Source organism: Bacillus cereus group sp. BfR-BA-01316 (genome assembly GCF_022664195.1).
Lineage (GTDB): Bacteria > Bacillota > Bacilli > Bacillales > Bacillaceae_G > Bacillus_A.
The window spans coordinates 39,112-58,327 of record NZ_JAKUGX010000014.1; the positions used below are offsets into that span (position 1 = coordinate 39,112).

Sequence of the window (19,216 nt, forward strand, 5' to 3'; positions counted from 1 at the left end):
GAGCACAATGATGTCAAGAGTTTCATGTTGTCTTAGGCTAGGAGAAGTTCCGCTGCATCTCTATAATATAACTGCAGGTTTTGTTCTACTTGCTCAACAAGGAGTAATAGACTTGAGGATAGAGAAACTTAGTAAGAATCATCAAGATCAATTACCTTATAATATGATGGAAGTTATAATCAACGGGAAAACTCGAGTTTTATATGATGTTAATGACGGTTATGATAATTTGCTTAAGCAAAATCAGGATTATGTTGAGTTTATGAATGTGTTGTTAGAAAAATACGACTTTTACTTTAAGCGAAGTTTTAATAGTTTTTATAATTCAAAGTTAAGGCATAAGGAAAAAATTTATCCTCTTGGATTAAATTATATGGTTACAATACCTGGAAATATTGCGCATTCACCGATGCCTCAAGATCCACTTAGGGAGAAAATTAAGAAAATAATACGGAAGGTTCCGTTGTCTCAATATTACAATGGTTTATATCGTATTAATTCTTTTGAAGATATACCTCATAAAGAAATAGATTCAAAAATTCTTTTTATGGCTAGGCTATGGGATGTAAATGGAGATTATGAAGGGCAAATTTCTTCGAATAAAAAGGAAGAACGCGCATATATTAATGATTTTCGAGCAACATGCATTAGACTTTGTCGAAAAGAGTTTGGAGATAAATTTTATGGAGGAGTAGCACCATCAGAATTTGCATATAAAAATTATGCAGATATTGTTATAGAAGACGGAAAAGCTACTGAACGGAATAATTACCTAAGAAAGGTAAAAGAATCTGCAATTTGTATTGCAACTATGGGATTACATCAATCTATTGGTTGGAAATTTGCAGAGTATGTTGCAGCAAGCAAGGCTATAGTAACAGAAGAATTACATTATGAAGTCCCAGGTGATTTTCGTGATGGTCAAAATTATCTTGTTTTTAAAACACCAGAAGAATGTATAAATCAAATATATACTTTATCAAATGATGAAAATTATAGATATCAAATGATGATTAACAATTATAGATATTACCATGAATATGTAAGACCTGATAGATTAGTATTAAATAGTATATTAACAATATTAGGGGATGAATTTTAATAGATTAGATGATTGATGGAGAGATGTAAATTGAAACCTATTCTTACAATTTTTACACCTACATTTAACCGTGCTTACACGCTGCATTTATGTTATGAAAGTTTAAAGCGACAGACAAGTAAGGATTTTGTTTGGTTAATTATTGATGATGGATCTACAGATGACACAAGAGAGTTAATAGAAAATTGGATTTCCCAAGGCAGTATCTCAATTCAGTATCATTATCAAGAGAATCAGGGAATGCACGGGGCACATAATACTGCTTACGAATTAATTGATACGGAACTTAATGTTTGTATTGATTCTGATGATTATATGGCGGATGATGCCGTTGAAAATATCACTCGTTTTTGGAAGGAGTATGGAAGTAATGATTACGCTGGCATAATAGGATTAGACGCTAATCCAAATGGAAAAGTTATTGGAACGATGATGCCGGAACATGTGAAGGAATCTAAACTGACAGATTTGCATGCGAAATATAAAGTCACAGGTGATAAAAAGTTAGTTTATCGATCAGAGTTAACACGAAAAACCCCACCATATCCAATATTTCCGGGCGAAAAGTACTGTCCTTTAAGTTATAAATATATTCTTATTGATCAAGAGCATCCGTTACTCATCATGAATAAAGTTCTTTGTCATGTTGAGTATTTAGCAGATGGATCTAGCATGAACATTATTAAGCAATATAGAAAAAATCCTCAAGGGTTCTCATTCTTTAGAAAAGTTGCTATGAAATATGCTCCTACATTAAAAGAAAAATTTCGGGAATCTATACATTATGTATCTAGCAACTTGATGATCAAAAACTATAAATTTCTCATTGAGTCCCCATATAAATTTATTACTTTGGTGGCTACACCTTTTGGGATTATGCTTCATTTTTATATTCAAAAGACAAGTAAAGCTACTGTTTTGAAAAATAAATAGTAGGTCTTTAATTGACTGTGTATTTTATTGTCATATGTATTTAGATTGTAAGAGAAATATAGGACTGATAGGTTATATTATTGAATTATTTGGTTAAAGAATAGCAAAGAGTTTTATATTTACAATCTATAATATGAAAGGAATTTAAAAATGTTTATATTTTGGGTTACGCTGGCCTTAGTTTATATTCTTTCTTTTTTAGCAAGATATTTTTCTACTCCTGTAATAATGGGACCACACATTGTTCAATCAAAGCCAAATAAGCTGTTAGTATTTTTAACAATAGTTATTCTTGTAATGGTGTCTGGTCTCCGTAATAATATCGGGGATACTTTTTTTTATATGTATTCTTATAAAAAAGATACGTTTGATTGGGAACATATAAAAGAAGGAAAAGATATGGGTTTTAATGTGCTTCAGATGATTTTAAAACAGTTCTCTAATGACCCTCAAATATTGATTTTTGTAACGGCACTAATAACAAATGTACTTATTGTATTGGTTTTATATAAATATACAAGAATGTTCGAATTAAGTTTATATGTATATATAACAGGTGGAATGTATTTAATATCAATGAATGGGATAAGGCAATTTCTTGCAGCAGCAATTATTTTTGCTGCAACAAAATATATATTTGAAGGTAACTGGAAAAAGTATATTCTAATTATTCTATTTGCATCAACAATACACCAAACTGCACTTATCCTTATTCCAATATATTTTATGATTAGGAGAAAAGCATGGTCATGGGAAACGTATGTAACCCTTTTTTGCTCTGTATTCATAGTTATAGGGTTTAATCAATTTTTAGATACCTTATTCTCAGTCATAGGAGATAGTCAGTATGGAGATTACAAGAACTTTTCTGAGGGCGGAGCAAATATACTTAGAGTTGGAGTTAATATTCCTCCAATTATTATTGCTTACATTGGAAGAGAGAAACTCAGGGAAATATTTCCTAAAAGTGACTATGTAGTAAATATGTCTATATTAGGACTTGTATTCATGATAATTTCAACACAAAATTGGATTTTTGCAAGATTTTCTATATATTTTGGATTATACCAATTAATTTTAATTTCATGGATTATAAAATTATTTACTGATAAAGACCAAAAACTAGTTTATTATGCAATATTAATATTTTATTTTATTTTCTATGCATACGAGAATGTAATAACATTAAACATTATTTATAAAAGTAATTTTTTAAATTTCTAAGTTTTTTAAGGTGAAATATGTTAATGACTAGTTGATCAATGAAATATGGAAATTTAGGTGTATAGGTGTATTATTCTATATAGTTTAGAAAGGGGATACTGAGTTGGCATTTACAGAAAAGATTCCACGCATCATTCACTATTGTTGGTTTGGTAAAGGAGAAAAACCAATAATAGTAAAAAAATGTATAGATAGCTGGAAAGAGAATTTGGCTGGTTATGAAATAATTGAGTGGAATGAAGATAATTTTGATATAAATTGTAATTTATATGTCAAGGAAGCCTATGAATACAAAAAATTTGCATTTGTAAGTGATTATGTAAGAGTATACGCTCTTTATAAATTTGGAGGAATTTACTTAGATACGGATGTGGAGGTATTCAAATCTTTTGATGATATGCTACATCATGATTCATTTTGGGGATTTGAACAAGAGAACTATATAGCTACAAGTACAATAGGAGCCACTAAAGGAAATGTATTAATAAAAATGTTTCTAGATTCATACGAAGAAAAAAGTTTTATTAAAGAGGATGGAAAGTATGACAGTTTAACCAATGTGGCCATTATAAGCGAGATACTAAAAAATAAAGGATTACAGTTGAATGGAAAATATCAAGAAATAAGTGGGATAGGAGCCTTCTATCCTCAAACATATTTTTCTCCATATGATTATATTAACTGTAGAAAATTTATTACTCCAAATACATATGCAATGCATCATTTTTATAAAAGTTGGTTACCACCTAAAGCGAGATTGAAGAGTGGTTTAAAACTGTTAGCATCTAAGGTTATAGGTGGAGAAAATATAGCGCGGATAAGAAAATTTGTTACAAAAAATTAGGAGGCATATATGAAGGATATACTGGTGGCCTCATTTGATATGGAAGTTGGAGGAGTAGAAAGAAGCCTTATAAGTATGCTTGAGGGTTTTGATTACAAAAAATACGCTGTTGATTTAATGCTGTATAGGCATCAAGGGGATTTTTTGGAATTAGTTTGTAACAAGGTAAATCTATTAGAAGAAGTTCCACAATACACCACCTTTAGGAAGTCAATCGGAGAAACTTTAAAGGATAAAGAGTATGGCATTGGATTTTCTAGAATTTTATCTAAGATAAATACTCGTTTTGCAGGAAAAGCTAAAGGAATAGTAGAGACAGGATATTATCAAATGCAATTAATGTGGAAATATGCTATTCCATTTTTACCTAAACTAGATAAAGAGTATGATGTTGCAATTAGTTATTTGTGGCCGCATTATTTTGTAGCAGATAAGGTCAAGGCTAAGAAAAAAATAGCATGGATCCATACAGATTATTCTACAATTGAGACAGATATAGAGATGGATTTAAAAGTATGGAATAAATTTGATTATATTGTAGCCGTATCAGAAGCATGCAAAAATTCATTTTTAAAAAAATATAGTGCATTAAAAAATAAGGTTATAGTGATGGAAAATATAACCTCCCCGCAGTTTATTAGAGACATGGCGAATGAAGAGATAGATACGCCTATGCTTCTTGATAACCGTTTTAAAATTATAACTGTGGCTAGACTATCTCATGCAAAAGGAATCGATAATGCTGTTAGGGCTTTAAGGATATTGAAAGATAAAGGCTATGAGAATATAGCCTGGTATGTAGTTGGATATGGTGGAGACGAAACAATGATTAAAAGTCTAATAAGGGATTTGAAATTAGAAAATAGCTTTGTGTTGTTAGGAAAGCAAATTAATCCATATCCATATATAAAAGAAGCTGATTTATATGTCCAACCATCTAGATATGAGGGAAAAGCTGTTACAGTAGGAGAGGCTCAGATACTTGCAAAACCAGTCCTAATTACAAATTATACAACCGCAAACAGTCAAGTGAAAAATGGGGTTGACGGATATATTACGGAATTATCCGTTGAAGGAATAGCAGATGGAATAGAAAAATTGTATAGGGATGCTACCGTAAGAAAGCAGTTAGCTAACAATTGTAGTAATACTGATTATAGTAATAAGTATGAATTAAATAAGTTGTATGAAATTATGGAGGCTTAAAAGTTTATTAATTGTACTGGTACAACTACAAAAATTTTTAAAAATGAAAGTATAAGAGATTCGAAGCAAAGGGGTGATTTGCTCATGAATAGAAATGTCAGTGTAATTATACCGGTTTATAATGCTGGTAAATATATTACTCGGTGTATAGAATCACTGTTAAATCAGGTGCTTCATAACTGCGAATTTATCTTTATCAATGATGGTTCAACGGACAATAGTGTAGAGATTATTGAAAAGTATAGGGCACTAGATGACAGGATTATACTTATAAATCAAAAAAATCAAGGTGTGAGTATTGCAAGGAATCAAGGAATTCTTATAGCTAATGGTGAATATATTGGATTTGTTGATGCAGATGATTATGTAGAAGCGGATATGTATGAAACTCTGTATAATTCAGCAAAACAAAGCAATTGTGATGTAATTATATCAAATTTAAGAAGTGAGATTGAAGGGCATAAGGTAACAATTGAATATCCATTTCCAATTAATATTGTTCTGGAAAAAGAATATATAAATAAAGAGATATTACCCTATTTTCTTAAAAGCGATAATTTAAATACTGCTGTAAACAAAATTTATAAAAATAGCATAATAACGAAAAATAATGTGAAGTTTCCAGAGAAGGTTGCATTAGGAGAAGATGGAATGTTTAATATTCAATTTTTTAGTAATGCAACTAATATGAAATATATAGATTATACGGGGTATTATTATAGGGATGTAGCGGGTAGCGCAACTCGGGATATCTCAAAAAAAGATTATTTCAAGCGAGCTGTGGAAGTATATAACATGGAACTACCGAAAATTTACATCGAAAAGGTCGATAAGGCAAAGATACGTGAATTGAAATCAAGAAAGTTTATAAATAGTGTAATTTCCTACGTATATATTTATTTTGAACCGTCTAAGGAAATACGGTTTAGTGAGAGATATGAATACATAAAAAAAATGATATGTAATCAATATGTTAGAGAGGCATTGCCACTATATTGTGAAGTAACTTATAGCAAGCTTGGTAGATATGAGAAATTTTTAATAAATATGATTAAAAGAAAATCTACTGTGGGGTTATACTTCGCAGTCTCTTACAGCAGGCTTAGAAATAAATAAAACTGGAGGAATTTAGTGTGAAGTTTATGATGTTTGCCCATGGGGGCAGTTTGAATAGAGGGTGCGAAGCGATAGTTCGAGCTTCTGCAAATATTATAAAAGAAAAAATAGATGGAGCAAAAGTATGTTTGGCATCAGATAGACCTGAAACAGATAAGGTAATCAATAAGTTAGATTATATATATGATGGTTCTAGCCGCAGTCTGAAAAAATATTCATATGATTGGTTATTGTCCTCAGTTAAAGTAAAACTCTTTAACGATGAGTCTTATGCATTAGGGAAAATTCATCATAACATAATAAAGCATATAAAAAGTTCCGATGTATGTTTATCTATCGGAGGGGATAATTATTGCTATGGAGAGCAACCTGGGTGGTATGAGATTGATAGAAGAGTAAAAATGCAGGGGAAAAAGCTAGTACTATGGGGATGTTCTATAGGAGAAGAGGATATGTCTGAAAGAAAGTTGGAAGATCTAAAGCTCTTTGATTTAATATTAGCACGCGAAAGTCTTACCTATAATATGTTAAAAAAACAAGGATTAAATAATGTTCAATTGTGTGCTGATGCTGCGTTTACAATGGAAAAAGAAGAATTGGAGTTGCCTAATGGATGGCAGGAAGGAAATACAATGGGTCTTAATTTTAGCCCGCTTGTATGGAATAGAAATGAGAATTCTCAAGTCGCGGTAAGAGAGTTAGTTAATCATATATTAAATACTACAGATATGACGATTGCTCTTACACCTCACGTTATTGAAGATGGGAACAATGATTACGAAGTTCTCTACAAATATTACCAAGAATTTAAGGACACAGGCAGAGTGATTCTGTTACCAGATAACTTAAATGCAATACAGTATAAGGGGTATATAGCTAGAATGCGTTTCTTTATAGGAGCTCGAACGCATGCAACTATAGCTGCTTACTCTAGTTTTATTCCGACTATGGTATTGGGATATAGTGTAAAGTCCAAAGGGATATCTAAAGATATATTTGGGGAAGAAAAATTAGTTTTAGATATAGAGGAGATATCTGATAGTAATAAATTAAAAGCAAGATTTGATGAGATGGTACGAGAGGAAGAGGAAATAAAACAAAAGTTACAACAATCTATACCTAATATAAAGAAAATGTCTTACAAAGCAGTAGAATATTTGAAAGAATTGTCTAAGTAATTTGGGGTACATTATGAAAAAAAAACTACTATTTGTTATGCCTAGTTTATCTGCTGGTGGTGGAGAAAAAAGCTTGATAAATTTACTATCTCAGATAGATTACAGTTTATATGATGTAGATTTATTTTTGTTTAATAAAACAGGAATATTCATAAATTCGATACCAAGAGAGGTAAATATATTAGATCTGCCAAGTGATTATAAAATATTTGCATCTAGCCTTAAAAATTCAATAATGGGCTTTTTAAAGAATAGACAAATTGATTTAGCATATTCAAGATTGATGTTCACTATTAAAAATAGATTGATAAGGGAAGCTGCAATTTCAGAACAGTATACATGGGAATATCAAAGTAAGTCATTTGAAGTGTTAGAAAAAGAGTATGATGCAGCGATAGGCTATCTTGAAAAGTCTTCAATATACTTCGTAGTTGATAAAGTCAATGCCAAAAAAAAGGCTGGATGGATACATACAAATTACTCGAATTCAGGTATGGATTGCCAGTTCGATAACTCATATTTTGAACAACTAGATAATCTAATAACGGTTTCAGAAGAGTGTGCAAAATCGTTACAAGAAAATTTTCCACAACTAAAAAATAAAGTTACGATTATATATAATATAGTAGCTCCTAGCATTATATATGATTTATCTAAAGAAGATATAGAAGATGACAGTTTGTTTGATAGACATTATACCAATATTATTACTGTCGCCAGATTAAGTCATGAAAAGGGTTTAGATTTAGCGGTGAAATCTTGCAAGTTACTTCTTGAAAAAGGATACAAGATAAAGTGGTACGTATTAGGGGATGGAAATGAAAAAGATGTATTAGAACGTTTAATAGAAGATCATCATCTATCAAACCATTTTACAATTTTGGGGGTTCGAGAAAATCCCTATCCTTATATACGAAAAGCAGATATATATGTGCAACCATCTAGATATGAAGGTAAGTCTATAGCAATTGATGAAGCAAAAATATTGCATAAACCGATAGTGGTGACCAACTTTGAAACTGCAAAAGATCAAATAAATCATGGAATAAACGGAATTATTACTGAGATGTCTGAAGAAGGAATAGCAACTGAAATTGAAAGGCTTATCAAAGATATAGAATTAAGGGAAAGAATCGTAAATAATTTATCTACAGAAAAGTTAGGAACCGAAAAAGAAATAAATAAGCTCTACGGAATTCTTTAAAAGGTGATTATTATGAAAAAAGACGTATTATTTGTTATCAATAATTTGAACTGCGGTGGGGCTGAGAAGTCATTAATCTCTCTGTTGAATACGATGGATTACTCTCGCTATAATGTGGATTTATTTTTATTTAAGCATGAAGGTTTATTCCTTAATAAAATCCCTAAACAAGTGAATGTATTGGAAGAACCTTCTGAGTATCAGTTGTTTGATATGCCGATAAAAGCAGCTGTCATGAAATGCTTGCGACAAGGAAGACTAGATATAGCCTTATCAAGGGTTTGTGCAGGTTACATATTTAAAAGTGAAAAAAACAAAGCCCGTTGTGAACAGAGAGTATGGCGATATCTATCAAAATCTTTACAGAATATAAGTAAAAAGTATGATGTAGCGATTGGGTACTTAGAAAAGAACCCAGTTTACTTTTGTATAGACAAAGTAAATGCGAATAAGAAAATTGGTTTTATACACACTGATTATGACAAATTAGGAATGGATCCTAACATTGATATGGGTTATTTTCGTTCATTGGATCATATAGTGACGGTGTCTGAGGAATGTGCCAATGTTTTAAAACAAAGATTTTCTATATATAACGACAAAATAGGTGTTATTCATAACATCGTATCTCCAAGTACGATAAATAAAATGTCACAGGAAAAGGTAGATCTAGAGCGTAAAGGGGTAAAGCTTGTTTCTGTAGGAAGGCTAAGTCATGAAAAGGGATTTGATTTGGCTATAGAAGCATGTAAGAATCTGGTTGGAGATGGATATGAAATAAAGTGGTATATCATTGGAGAAGGGGAAGGGCGAGGTAAGTTAGAAAAAATGATAGAAGAAAATCACCTTCAAGATCATTTTTTACTGTTAGGACTGAAAGAAAATCCCTATCCGTATATAAGAGAAGCAGATATATATGTACAACCATCCAGGTTCGAAGGAAAATCTATCGCAATAGACGAAGCAAAAATACTGCATAAACCAATAATGGTAACAAATTTCAGTACAGCTAAAGATCAAATTAAAAATGAAGAAAATGGGCTGATTATAGACATGGATGCTCACTCACTTTCGGAGGGAATTAAGAAATTAATACATAATGAAGAATTAAGAAATAAGTTAATAAAGAACTTATCAGATGAAGAGCTAGGAACCGAGTCGGAGATAAAAAAATTATATACATTATTTAAGTAGTATAGAAAGGACATAATTATATGGTTATACAGGCAGCGTGCCTTGTGTTACTTGCTGTAATCGCAATTATTGTAGTGATTGATTTCATTCCTATAGGAAAGAATTGGTTGGGAAGAATAAAAATAGGGAGATATACGGATAAAAGCTTATGGAATCAGTCAATCACTCATATAGGTGTTAAGTGGCTAAATAAAACACCAAAGATTAAGGTAACTGATAACACAAGATTAATAGCAATTGATATGTTGAAAGGAAATTATACGAAAAGTGCTATACAGCATTGGCAAGAAGCATCTTTACTATTAGGGTTATCTGAATACCTGAAATATAACGATGACAAAGCAGTGAAACATGAAATTACGAAGTTTTTGAACTCTAAATTTGATCATAATGGTCAGTGGGTGCACAAACCTCAGTATGTAGATGGAGCAATACTTGCTTATGCGATCATGAAGCTGGATTTTGAGGATATAGATAAATATAAAAAAGCCTTGGATGCTACTTGGGAAATGATACAAGAGCATATAGGTGAGGATGGTACGATAGAATATAGAAAGTTTATGAAGGGGTATCGATACGTAGATACCATTGGTTTCATATGTCCATTCTTAGTGACTTACGGCATTAGGTATAACAAAAGTGAGTGTATAGATTTGGCTGTAAAGCAGATTAAAGAATATGAAACATATGGAATGTTAAACTTAAGTCATATACCATGCCATGCTTATAGATTAGAAGATAAAGTTCCTCTAGGTTTATATGGCTGGGGAAGAGGTCTTGGATGGTTTGCTATAGGTCTTATAGATACGTGGAATGAATTACCGGAAAACAACAGCTATAAACCTGTATTAGAAGAAAGTGTACGTAAATTTGCAAAAGCTACGATGAAATTTCAACAACAAGGCAATTGGAATTGGACTGTAACCAGGAACGAATGCGGACCAGATTCCTCCGCTACATCCACACTGGGGTGGTTTATGTTGAATGCAGCAAAGATAGAGGATATTTCAAAGGAATGTTTGGAAAGTGCAGATAAAGCTATCGGTTATTTGATGGGAGTGACAAGAAGAAACGGAGCGGTTGACTTCTCTCAAGGTGATACGAAGGATATAGGTGTATATTCTACGTTATTCGATATATTGCCATTCACACAAGGGTTTTGTATTAGATTAATTAATTTACGTAATAATTATAAAATTTAGTCATCCTTATAAGGAGGATGACTAAATTTTAATAGTTAGATTAATAAATTTCATTTTAGAACAGAGGGAAGAATTATGACGAGACGTTATAAAGAATTGGATTCCCTTCGGGGTATTGCTGCAATCATTGTTCTATTAGGACACTTCTTAGCATTATTTCCGATATTAGGTAAAAAGGTAATGTATTCAACATTTGGGGCCTATTTTTCTATATTATGGCAAGGTCATTCGGCTGTTATTATATTTTTTGTGTTAAGTGGATTTGTTCTATCCTTGCCTTTTTATAAAGGGACGAAATTTAATTATTTAAAGTATCTTATTAAAAGAGTTTGTAGGATTTATATTCCTTATATTGTGATTCTTTTTATTGCAATAGGAATTAAATTGGGGATTCATTCTAAAATTGGTACTATTCCCGGTTTGGTACAATGGGGTTCATGGAACATAGAAGTTTCTTTTAATAGAGTAATGGATCATATTTTATTCTTGAGAGAATTTAATTCTGATGCGTTTATTATGGTGATTTGGTCATTAGTTCACGAGATGCGAATTTCCATAGTGTTTCCTTTAATTATTTTTCTTTTACTTAGAGTAAACTGGAAAGTAAGTATTGGGATAGCGATGTTTTTATCAGTTATTGGTTATTTATTAATGAAGAACATTCCAAGCGAATTTAATATTCCAGTATCCACCAATTACTTTATCACATTACATTATAGCTCAATGTTTATTATTGGTGCACTACTAGCTAAAAACAGAGAATATTTAGTGAGTAAAATTATTAATTTAAAAGTAAAATATCTATTATTGCCTTTAGGTCTTTTATTTTTTAGCTATCCACGTATCCCATTTATGTTACTTTCCAAACTAATTGGTGAAATTGATTATGAGTTGTATCTTATCATCATCGATTGGTATATATGTTTTGGCGCAGTTTTAATTATTCTATCCGCCCTAAGTTCAAAACTATTTTCTAAATTATTACTGATTAAACCAGTACAATTTATAGGGGAAATATCATATAGTCTTTATTTAGTACATCCAATTGTTCTATTAACAACAGTTCATATTTTCTATGGAAAGATATCAGTGCCTTTAATTTTATTAATTTCTTTCATATTTACTATGGTTGCGTCGGTCTTATGTTATAAATTTATTGAAATTCCATCAATAAAAATAGGCCGGAAACTTGCCGCTGAAAATTCTAGAGGCGATATTTCATTGAGAAAAAAGGCTAGTTGAAAAATTGGGAAATAATAAGAATAAATATTATGTAAGATGTGAATAGAGGGATAAGAGTAATTTTCTTAAGAAAAAGAGGAAAGATAATCTAATGCTCTATCGAGAAAAGTATTAGAAAGGAGCTTGGTATGGTACAAATAAAAATAAAAAGTATGTTAGTTTTTATTTGGAATAAATTGGTTGATGTGAAAATTCAGAGTTTGAATCGATTAACTATCATAAAAGATCGATTCACGAAGTGCTTTTTCAAGCCTCCTAGAATTCAATCTATAGATGAAACTTTAAAAAAAATTATTCATGATAAAGCTTCCGTAGCCAGGTATGGTGATGGTGAATTTAAATTAATTCATAATCTAGATATAACATTCCAACGGGCGGATCATTTGTTATCAAAAAGATTAAAAGAAATATTGCTAAGTGAAGATGAGAAGTTCTTAGTTTGTTTACCAGATGTTTTTCAAGATTTATCAAAATATGCAGATGAACCAAAGGATTATTGGAGTCTTCATACTGCAAAATATAGATTAAAGTGGTATAAAGATTTGAAGAAGGGAAAAGTATATTATAATTCCTTTATATCGAGATTCTATTATCCCTTTCGAGATAAGTCAAAATGTAAAGAATGGTTTATATTATTAAAATTAATATGGAAAGATAGGGATATAGTTTTAATAGAAGGCAGTAAGAGTAGATTAGGTATTGGAAATGATCTGTTTGACAATGCTAAATCAATTGAAAGGATTTTAGTACCAGAGGAGCACGCATTCTTACATTACAATAAAATCTTAACAGCAGCAAAAAAAAATAATAAATCTAAATTGATTCTATTAGCAATAGGGCCTACTGCTACTATATTAGCATATGATTTGTATAAAGAGGGATATCAAGCAATTGATATAGGGCATGTGGATATTGAATACGAATGGTTTTTAAGACAAGCAAAAACTAAAATCAAAATTGAAAATAAGTACGTATGTGAAGCAGGTGCTGGACAAAATGTGGGCGATATTCAAGATGAGAAATATTTAAACGAAATTAAAGCTGTAATAAGATAGGCGTGAGGGTTTAACTTATGTAAGTAATGTAGGGGTGAAAGGATTGCATGAATTAATAAGTGTTATTGTTCCCATATATAATGTGGAAAAATGGTTAGCTAGATGTATTGAAAGTGTTTTAAAACAGCCTTTCGTCAATATTGAATTAGTTTTAGTCAATGACGGTTCAACAGATAAATGTGGTGAAATATGTGGAGAATATTTAGAAAAGGATAATAGAATTAAAGTAATCTATAAAGAAAATGGAGGAGTGAGTAGCGCAAGAAATGCAGGGATCGAAGCTGCTACAGGGAAGTATATAGTGTTTATAGATCCCGATGATGAGGTAAGCGAAAACTATTTTACTAGGTTATATGGTATTGCAGAAGATGAAAAGTGTGATGCTGTAATATGTGGATACAAAACTGTTCCAAATAATAATAGTATTATTCCTAACTTCAAATTAGATACTGTTATGAACGGGAGGGATTTTGTACTGAGCTCTCCAAATGTTCATTCCAAGAATGATCTATGCTTTGCATGGAGGTATATATACAATTTAAGCATTATAAAAGAAAAAAACATCAGATTTAATGAACAAGTGTTTATTGGAGAAGATGTTATTTTTAATTTAGAGTTTTTATTGCACTCACAAAGGGTATGTGCAATCTCAGAAGTTCTTTATTTTTATACTATTAATAATCCAAATAGCTTAATGAGGGTTCCGTATAAACCAAATTTAGAGAACAGTTTAGTTTTACAATATCAAATGAGAAGACAACTTTCACAAGAATTTGGTTTACTACACGATAAGCAATTTAAAAAAGATATGGCTAATTATTATATAAATCACATATATAGACTGTTGGTTAATAATTTAAAAAGCGATCCTAATGTGGATGTTAATAATGCTTTTCGTAGAATAGTGAATTATGAAATGTTCTCAGATAGTGTAAAAGGAATTGGTTTTTCATATCGATGCAATAACTTTAAGGAGTATATATATTATTTAGCAATAAAGTTTAAAGTGTACCCTTTAATAGTTGCAGCATATAAAAGAGAAATCAGGTAATACTCTTTGATTGAAAGTGTTTTCATACTTTCTGAAGTGGGAGGAAAAATGAGAGTTAAAAATTCAATAATTAATATATCAGCCGGTATAGGTAGTCAAGTTATTATTACGTTACTAAGTTTTGCTTCCAGAACCATATTTATTACTTATTTAGGTGTTGAGTATCTGGGGGTAAATGGATTATTTACTAATATATTAGGAATGTTATCTTTAGCTGAAGCAGGAATAGGATCTGCTATCATATATAATCTATATAAACCAGTGGCAGAAAATAATCAGGATAGAATCAATATGCTTATGAATTTTTATAGAAAGGCATATATGGCAATAGCTTTAATAGTATTGTTACTAGGATTACTTTTATTACCTTTTCTTGGATATATCGCTAAAGATGCAAAGGTAGACAATATTCATTTTATTTATATTATATTTTTAATTAATACAGCTTCATCTTATCTATTTTCTTATAAAACCTCATTTTTAAATGTATGTCAAAAGGGATATATTGTTACAGGGATTTATTCTATCTCATCTATTATATCTACTTGCGTTAAAATAGGAATTTTATACTTTACGCATAGTTATATTTTATATCTAATAATCGATATTATTATAACAATTAGTACCTCTGCGTTCTTGGCTATATTGGTAGATAAGATGTACCCATTTTTAAAAAATAAAGCAGCAAGCAAATTAGATAGTGAAACCAAAAGTAATATTGTTAAAAATGTAAAGGCTTTAGTGCTACATAATATAGGTGGATATATTGTCTTTGGTACTGATAACATGTTAATTGCGTCTTTTGTCAGTGTTACAGCTGTTGGATTGTATTCAAATTATTATATGTTAATTAACATTTGTAGAACCTTTATAAATCAAATCTTTGATAATATTAATCATAGTGTAGGGAATTTGGTTGCAAAAGAAAGCGATGAAAAAATTTATAGCATATTTAAGATTACTATGCTTTGTAATTTTTGGATATACTCATTTTTTTCCATATTTTTATATATTATAATGCAACCCTTTATTACTTTATGGATTGGTTCGAAATTTATTATGGATATAAGTGTATTAATTATATTAATGATAAATTTTTATGTATCAGGAATGAGACGTTCTATATCTATGGTCAAAACAACATCAGGGATTTTTCATGAAGATAGGTATGCTCCCTTTTTAGAGGCTGCCGTAAATCTGGTGGCTTCTATTGTCTTGGTGCAATATATGGGTATAACAGGTGTCTTTATTGGAACACTTATAAGTACACTAGTGGTTCCATTTTGGATTGCTCCTTATTTAGTATATAAGAAAGTATTTCGTAAACCGGTTAGGGATTATTTTTTAAAATATACTTACTATGTGATGATAGGGCTAGGAGCTTGCGTTATCACAAGTTTAATATGTGGTCTTATTCCGTATAATGGATTACTAGCATTAATATTAAGAGGGATGATTTGTTTAATAATTCCAAATGCTATTTATGTATTTATTTTTTATAAGACAGATGAATTTAAGTATTTATTTGGAGTTGTTAAAAGTATAATGGGAAACCTGAGGGTGAAAATTCAGTCAAACAAAAAGGGCACTTTTTAATTTGAAATCTACATTTCTATAATCCCGTTACTAACCCAATCCATCGAGCACCAGCGCCTAATGAATTGACACAAAATTATAATGCTTTAAAGTAAGAGCAAGTAAATAAAAGGAAAATATTAAGAATCTTTTAGAAATGAAACACCACTATGTTCTGTTGAATATGGTGGTGTTCTTATTACTGAGTATTTTAATTAAATATTTTGCATGACATGTCCTTAAATAAAAAAGTAAATCAATTCGTTATTTTTCAACTATGAATGGGGCTGCTTTTTATGAAGATAGAAGTTTTAGGCAGTTATGGAGTAGAGGTTAATACATAAACCAAATTAGGAGTATGATTATATATGAAAAGACTTTTCGATTTGTTCGTTTCTTTGTCATTATTGGTGTTTCTTTTACCTCTTATTATAATAGTGGCTGTTTTAGTTAGAATTAAGTTGGGTTCCCCTATCATATTTAAGCAGCAACGCCCGGGATTGCATGGTGTCCCTTTTTTTCTTTATAAGTTTAGAACTATGACTGACGAGAAGGATAGTGAGGGGAATGCGTTGCCTGATGATGTAAGGTTTACCCGTTTCGGAGGGTTTCTGAGAAAATATAGTTTAGATGAATTGCCACAGTTGTTTAATGTTATAAAAGGGGACCTAAGTTTGGTAGGTCCAAGACCATTATTGATGGAGTATTTGGAACTATACACAGAAGAGCAGGCCAAGCGACATAATGTCAGACCAGGGATTACGGGATGGGCCCAAGTAAATGGCAGAAACGCGATTTCTTGGGAGGAAAAATTTGGTTTTGATGTATGGTATGCAAAAAAACGGACTTTTTGGCTTGATATGAAAATTTTGTTGTTAACGGTAAAGAAAGTATTTAAGTCAGAAGGAATCAATCAAGTTGGGCATGTAACTGTGGAAAAATTTAATGGTACAAAGAATTCTTGAGGAGGTGAGATGGATGCAAATAATTATGATTGGGGCAGGTGGTCATAGTAAAGTAATCCGAGATATTATCCTATCGTATGGAAATTATGAAATCATTGCGCAATTAGATGATGTGTATAAAGAGTTGAAAATTGAGGATGGTGTCTATTTTGGACCTATTTCTGCAGCTGTAAAGTTAATGGATGAGCATGTAGATACAAAGTTAGTGATAGCTATAGGGAATAACAGAACAAGAAAGATAATTATGGAGCAGTTAGAGATTCCCAGTCATCGCTATGCGACGCTTATACATAAACAATCTATTGTTAGTTTAAGTGCAAAGATTGGAGCTGGTACGGTTATTATGCCAGGTGCAATTGTTAATGCAGATGTTGAAATTGGGAATCACGTTATTGTCAATTCAGGCGCTATTATTGAACATGATAATAAGATAAATGATTTTGCACATATTTCCCCAAATGCAGTGCTTACAGGATCCGTTACTGTAGGAACAGGAGTACATATAGGAGCAGGAGTTAATGTGATTCCAAATATTACAATTGGCGATTGGTCCGTTATCGGTGCCGGAGCAACAGTGATCCGTGACATTGTAGCGAATTGTAAGGCAGTTGGTATTCCAGCTAGAGTAATAAAAAAAGAATTATAGGAGAGTGTTTAAAGTGGTATACTCACAGGAAAAAACAAGAATCTATCTCTCCGCTCCACATATGAGCGGTAATGAACAAAAATATATAGGGGAAGCATTTGATATGAATTGGATTGCTCCACTTGGTCCAAATGTAGATGCGTTTGAAAGTGAACTTTCATCCCATGTTGGAGTTCTTGATGCGGCTGCAGTTAGTTCAGGAACCTCTGCTATCCATTTGGCACTTCGCTTACTGGATGTAAGAGATGTAGATACGGTGTTTTGTTCAAGTCTTACTTTTATAGCGAGCGCAAATCCAATTTTATATTTAGGGGCTACACCAGTATTTATTGATTCAGAGCCTGAAACATGGAATATGTCACCGCAGGCTTTAGAATGTGCATTACGTGATGCAAAAGAGAAAGGGGTACTTCCGAAAGCAGTAATTGTTGTGAATCTATATGGACAAAGCGCTAAAATGGATGAGATTCTTTCGTTATGTAATACATATAATGTTCCAGTAGTAGAAGATGCAGCGGAATCACTTGGTTCTTCCTACAAAGGTAAAGCGAGTGGAACATTCGGAAAATTCGGTGTTTATTCATTCAATGGCAATAAAATCATTACAACCTCAGGTGGAGGTATGCTTGTTTCGAATGATGTCGAAGCATTGAGAAAAGCAAGATTTTTAGCTACCCAAGCAAGAGATCCGGCTCCACACTACCAACATAGTGAGGTTGGATATAATTATCGTATGAGTAATATTTTAGCGGGTGTAGGTAGGGCGCAGCTGCAAGTCTTACGAGATAGAGTACAGGCAAGGAGAAAAATATTTGATAGGTACTATCAAGAATTATCTCATATTCCAGGGGTACAGTTTATGCCTGAGTTAGAGGATACCTATTCAAACCGATGGCTTACAGTTCTTACTGTAGATGAAGAAAAAACAGGAGTATCGATTCAGGCATTACTGAAACAACTGGAAAATGAAAACATTGAGGCGCGTCCTGTTTGGAAACCTCTTCATATGCAACCGCTATTTGAGGGAATAACTTATTATTCTCATAGTGAACGTGAAGATATTGCTAGAAAACTATTTGAAACCGGTCTATGTCTTCCATCTGGATCAGGTATGACAGAAAAAGATCAGACAAGAGTTATTACATGTATTAAGAATATATTGACGGTAAGTGCTAGCATGTAAAGATAAAAAATAGAAAGAGCTTCAATTAAGAAAGGCGTTAATGAACTAGGAGGATTTAATATCTCAGTCAGTGCCGTTTTTGTGAAATTTCATTTTACGGAAAAAAATTTTTTTTGAATGAAAGTCACGGCAATCCCTATAAAGAGTGAAATAGTAAGCGTACATAATCTTGTGGTAAATGCGAATTATATTCTTTGCTAGCATTATTAGTGGTAAACGCATATTATATCATCCCTTTTGTGAAAATGGTATAAATATAAAAAGGTTATTCTCCTGTTTTGATTAAATAAGCAGGG

General features: G+C 31.5%; 17 protein-coding genes. All 17 read left to right on the forward strand.

Annotation, left to right across the window (positions count from 1 at the left end; translation table 11 throughout):
• Positions 1–10 precede the first annotated feature (10 nt).
• The 17 genes from MR071_RS12940 (at position 11) to MR071_RS13020 (ending at position 18,920) form a co-directional block, all read left to right on the forward strand.
• Positions 11–1,102: a hypothetical protein gene (locus tag MR071_RS12940; RefSeq protein ID WP_070145563.1), complete on the forward strand. Its 1,092-nt coding sequence runs from the start codon at positions 11–13 to the stop codon at positions 1,100–1,102.
• Between the two features lie 30 nt (positions 1,103–1,132).
• Entirely contained in the window at positions 1,133–2,035 is a 903-nt protein-coding gene (locus MR071_RS12945) for a glycosyltransferase family A protein (protein ID WP_078176139.1), read from the forward strand.
• Positions 2,036–2,185: 150 nt separating this feature from the next.
• Positions 2,186–3,259 (forward strand): EpsG family protein, encoded by a 1,074-nt coding sequence (locus MR071_RS12950; protein WP_078176138.1) that lies wholly within the window; start codon positions 2,186–2,188, stop codon positions 3,257–3,259.
• Positions 3,260–3,362: 103 nt separating this feature from the next.
• On the forward strand, positions 3,363–4,103 hold the full coding sequence (locus tag MR071_RS12955) for a glycosyltransferase family 32 protein (protein WP_078176137.1): 741 nt from the start codon (positions 3,363–3,365) through the stop codon (positions 4,101–4,103).
• 9 nt (positions 4,104–4,112) lie between these two features.
• A complete protein-coding gene (locus MR071_RS12960; RefSeq protein WP_105586039.1) occupies positions 4,113–5,309 on the forward strand; it encodes a glycosyltransferase in 1,197 nt (398 codons plus the stop codon).
• Positions 5,310–5,393: 84 nt separating this feature from the next.
• Entirely contained in the window at positions 5,394–6,425 is a 1,032-nt protein-coding gene (locus MR071_RS12965; protein ID WP_105586038.1) for a glycosyltransferase, read from the forward strand.
• Between the two features lie 17 nt (positions 6,426–6,442).
• Positions 6,443–7,603, forward strand: a complete 1,161-nt coding sequence (locus tag MR071_RS12970) for a polysaccharide pyruvyl transferase family protein (protein WP_242236329.1) — start codon at positions 6,443–6,445, stop codon at positions 7,601–7,603.
• A gap of 13 nt (positions 7,604–7,616) precedes the next feature.
• Positions 7,617–8,807 carry a glycosyltransferase gene (locus MR071_RS12975; protein WP_078176133.1) on the forward strand — a complete coding sequence of 397 codons (1,191 nt, stop codon included), beginning with the start codon at positions 7,617–7,619 and terminating at the stop codon, positions 8,805–8,807.
• A 12-nt stretch (positions 8,808–8,819) separates the two neighbouring features.
• Positions 8,820–10,001: a glycosyltransferase gene (locus MR071_RS12980; RefSeq protein ID WP_016127641.1), complete on the forward strand. Its 1,182-nt coding sequence runs from the start codon at positions 8,820–8,822 to the stop codon at positions 9,999–10,001.
• Positions 10,002–10,021: 20 nt separating this feature from the next.
• A complete protein-coding gene (locus MR071_RS12985; protein ID WP_113733758.1) occupies positions 10,022–11,203 on the forward strand; it encodes a glycoside hydrolase family 88 protein in 1,182 nt (393 codons plus the stop codon).
• Positions 11,204–11,278: 75 nt separating this feature from the next.
• Positions 11,279–12,445, forward strand: a complete 1,167-nt coding sequence (locus MR071_RS12990; protein WP_242236331.1) for an acyltransferase family protein — start codon at positions 11,279–11,281, stop codon at positions 12,443–12,445.
• Positions 12,446–12,573: 128 nt separating this feature from the next.
• A complete protein-coding gene (locus MR071_RS12995) occupies positions 12,574–13,500 on the forward strand; it encodes an SP_1767 family glycosyltransferase (RefSeq protein ID WP_078213785.1) in 927 nt (308 codons plus the stop codon).
• 43 nt (positions 13,501–13,543) lie between these two features.
• Entirely contained in the window at positions 13,544–14,551 is a 1,008-nt protein-coding gene (locus MR071_RS13000; protein ID WP_016127645.1) for a glycosyltransferase, read from the forward strand.
• Positions 14,552–14,599: 48 nt separating this feature from the next.
• Entirely contained in the window at positions 14,600–16,147 is a 1,548-nt protein-coding gene (locus MR071_RS13005; RefSeq protein WP_105586036.1) for a lipopolysaccharide biosynthesis protein, read from the forward strand.
• Between the two features lie 347 nt (positions 16,148–16,494).
• A complete protein-coding gene (locus MR071_RS13010; RefSeq protein ID WP_105586035.1) occupies positions 16,495–17,091 on the forward strand; it encodes a sugar transferase in 597 nt (198 codons plus the stop codon).
• A 13-nt stretch (positions 17,092–17,104) separates the two neighbouring features.
• Entirely contained in the window at positions 17,105–17,737 is a 633-nt protein-coding gene (locus MR071_RS13015) for an acetyltransferase (RefSeq protein ID WP_078213782.1), read from the forward strand.
• A 13-nt stretch (positions 17,738–17,750) separates the two neighbouring features.
• Positions 17,751–18,920 (forward strand): DegT/DnrJ/EryC1/StrS family aminotransferase, encoded by a 1,170-nt coding sequence (locus MR071_RS13020; RefSeq protein ID WP_105586034.1) that lies wholly within the window; start codon positions 17,751–17,753, stop codon positions 18,918–18,920.
• The last annotated feature ends 296 nt before the right edge of the window (positions 18,921–19,216 follow it).

Coding starts and splice junctions, on each gene's coding strand:
- MR071_RS12940 (WP_070145563.1), top strand. CDS start 11: ATGTCAAGAGTTTCATGTTGTCTTAGGCTAGGAGAAGTTCCGCTGCAT.
- MR071_RS12950 (WP_078176138.1), top strand. CDS start 2,186: ATGTTTATATTTTGGGTTACGCTGGCCTTAGTTTATATTCTTTCTTTT.
- MR071_RS12960 (WP_105586039.1), top strand. CDS start 4,113: ATGAAGGATATACTGGTGGCCTCATTTGATATGGAAGTTGGAGGAGTA.
- MR071_RS12965 (WP_105586038.1), top strand. CDS start 5,394: ATGAATAGAAATGTCAGTGTAATTATACCGGTTTATAATGCTGGTAAA.
- MR071_RS12975 (WP_078176133.1), top strand. CDS start 7,617: ATGAAAAAAAAACTACTATTTGTTATGCCTAGTTTATCTGCTGGTGGT.
- MR071_RS12980 (WP_016127641.1), top strand. CDS start 8,820: ATGAAAAAAGACGTATTATTTGTTATCAATAATTTGAACTGCGGTGGG.
- MR071_RS12985 (WP_113733758.1), top strand. CDS start 10,022: ATGGTTATACAGGCAGCGTGCCTTGTGTTACTTGCTGTAATCGCAATT.
- MR071_RS12990 (WP_242236331.1), top strand. CDS start 11,279: ATGACGAGACGTTATAAAGAATTGGATTCCCTTCGGGGTATTGCTGCA.
- MR071_RS12995 (WP_078213785.1), top strand. CDS start 12,574: ATGGTACAAATAAAAATAAAAAGTATGTTAGTTTTTATTTGGAATAAA.
- MR071_RS13005 (WP_105586036.1), top strand. CDS start 14,600: ATGAGAGTTAAAAATTCAATAATTAATATATCAGCCGGTATAGGTAGT.
- MR071_RS13010 (WP_105586035.1), top strand. CDS start 16,495: ATGAAAAGACTTTTCGATTTGTTCGTTTCTTTGTCATTATTGGTGTTT.
- MR071_RS13015 (WP_078213782.1), top strand. CDS start 17,105: ATGCAAATAATTATGATTGGGGCAGGTGGTCATAGTAAAGTAATCCGA.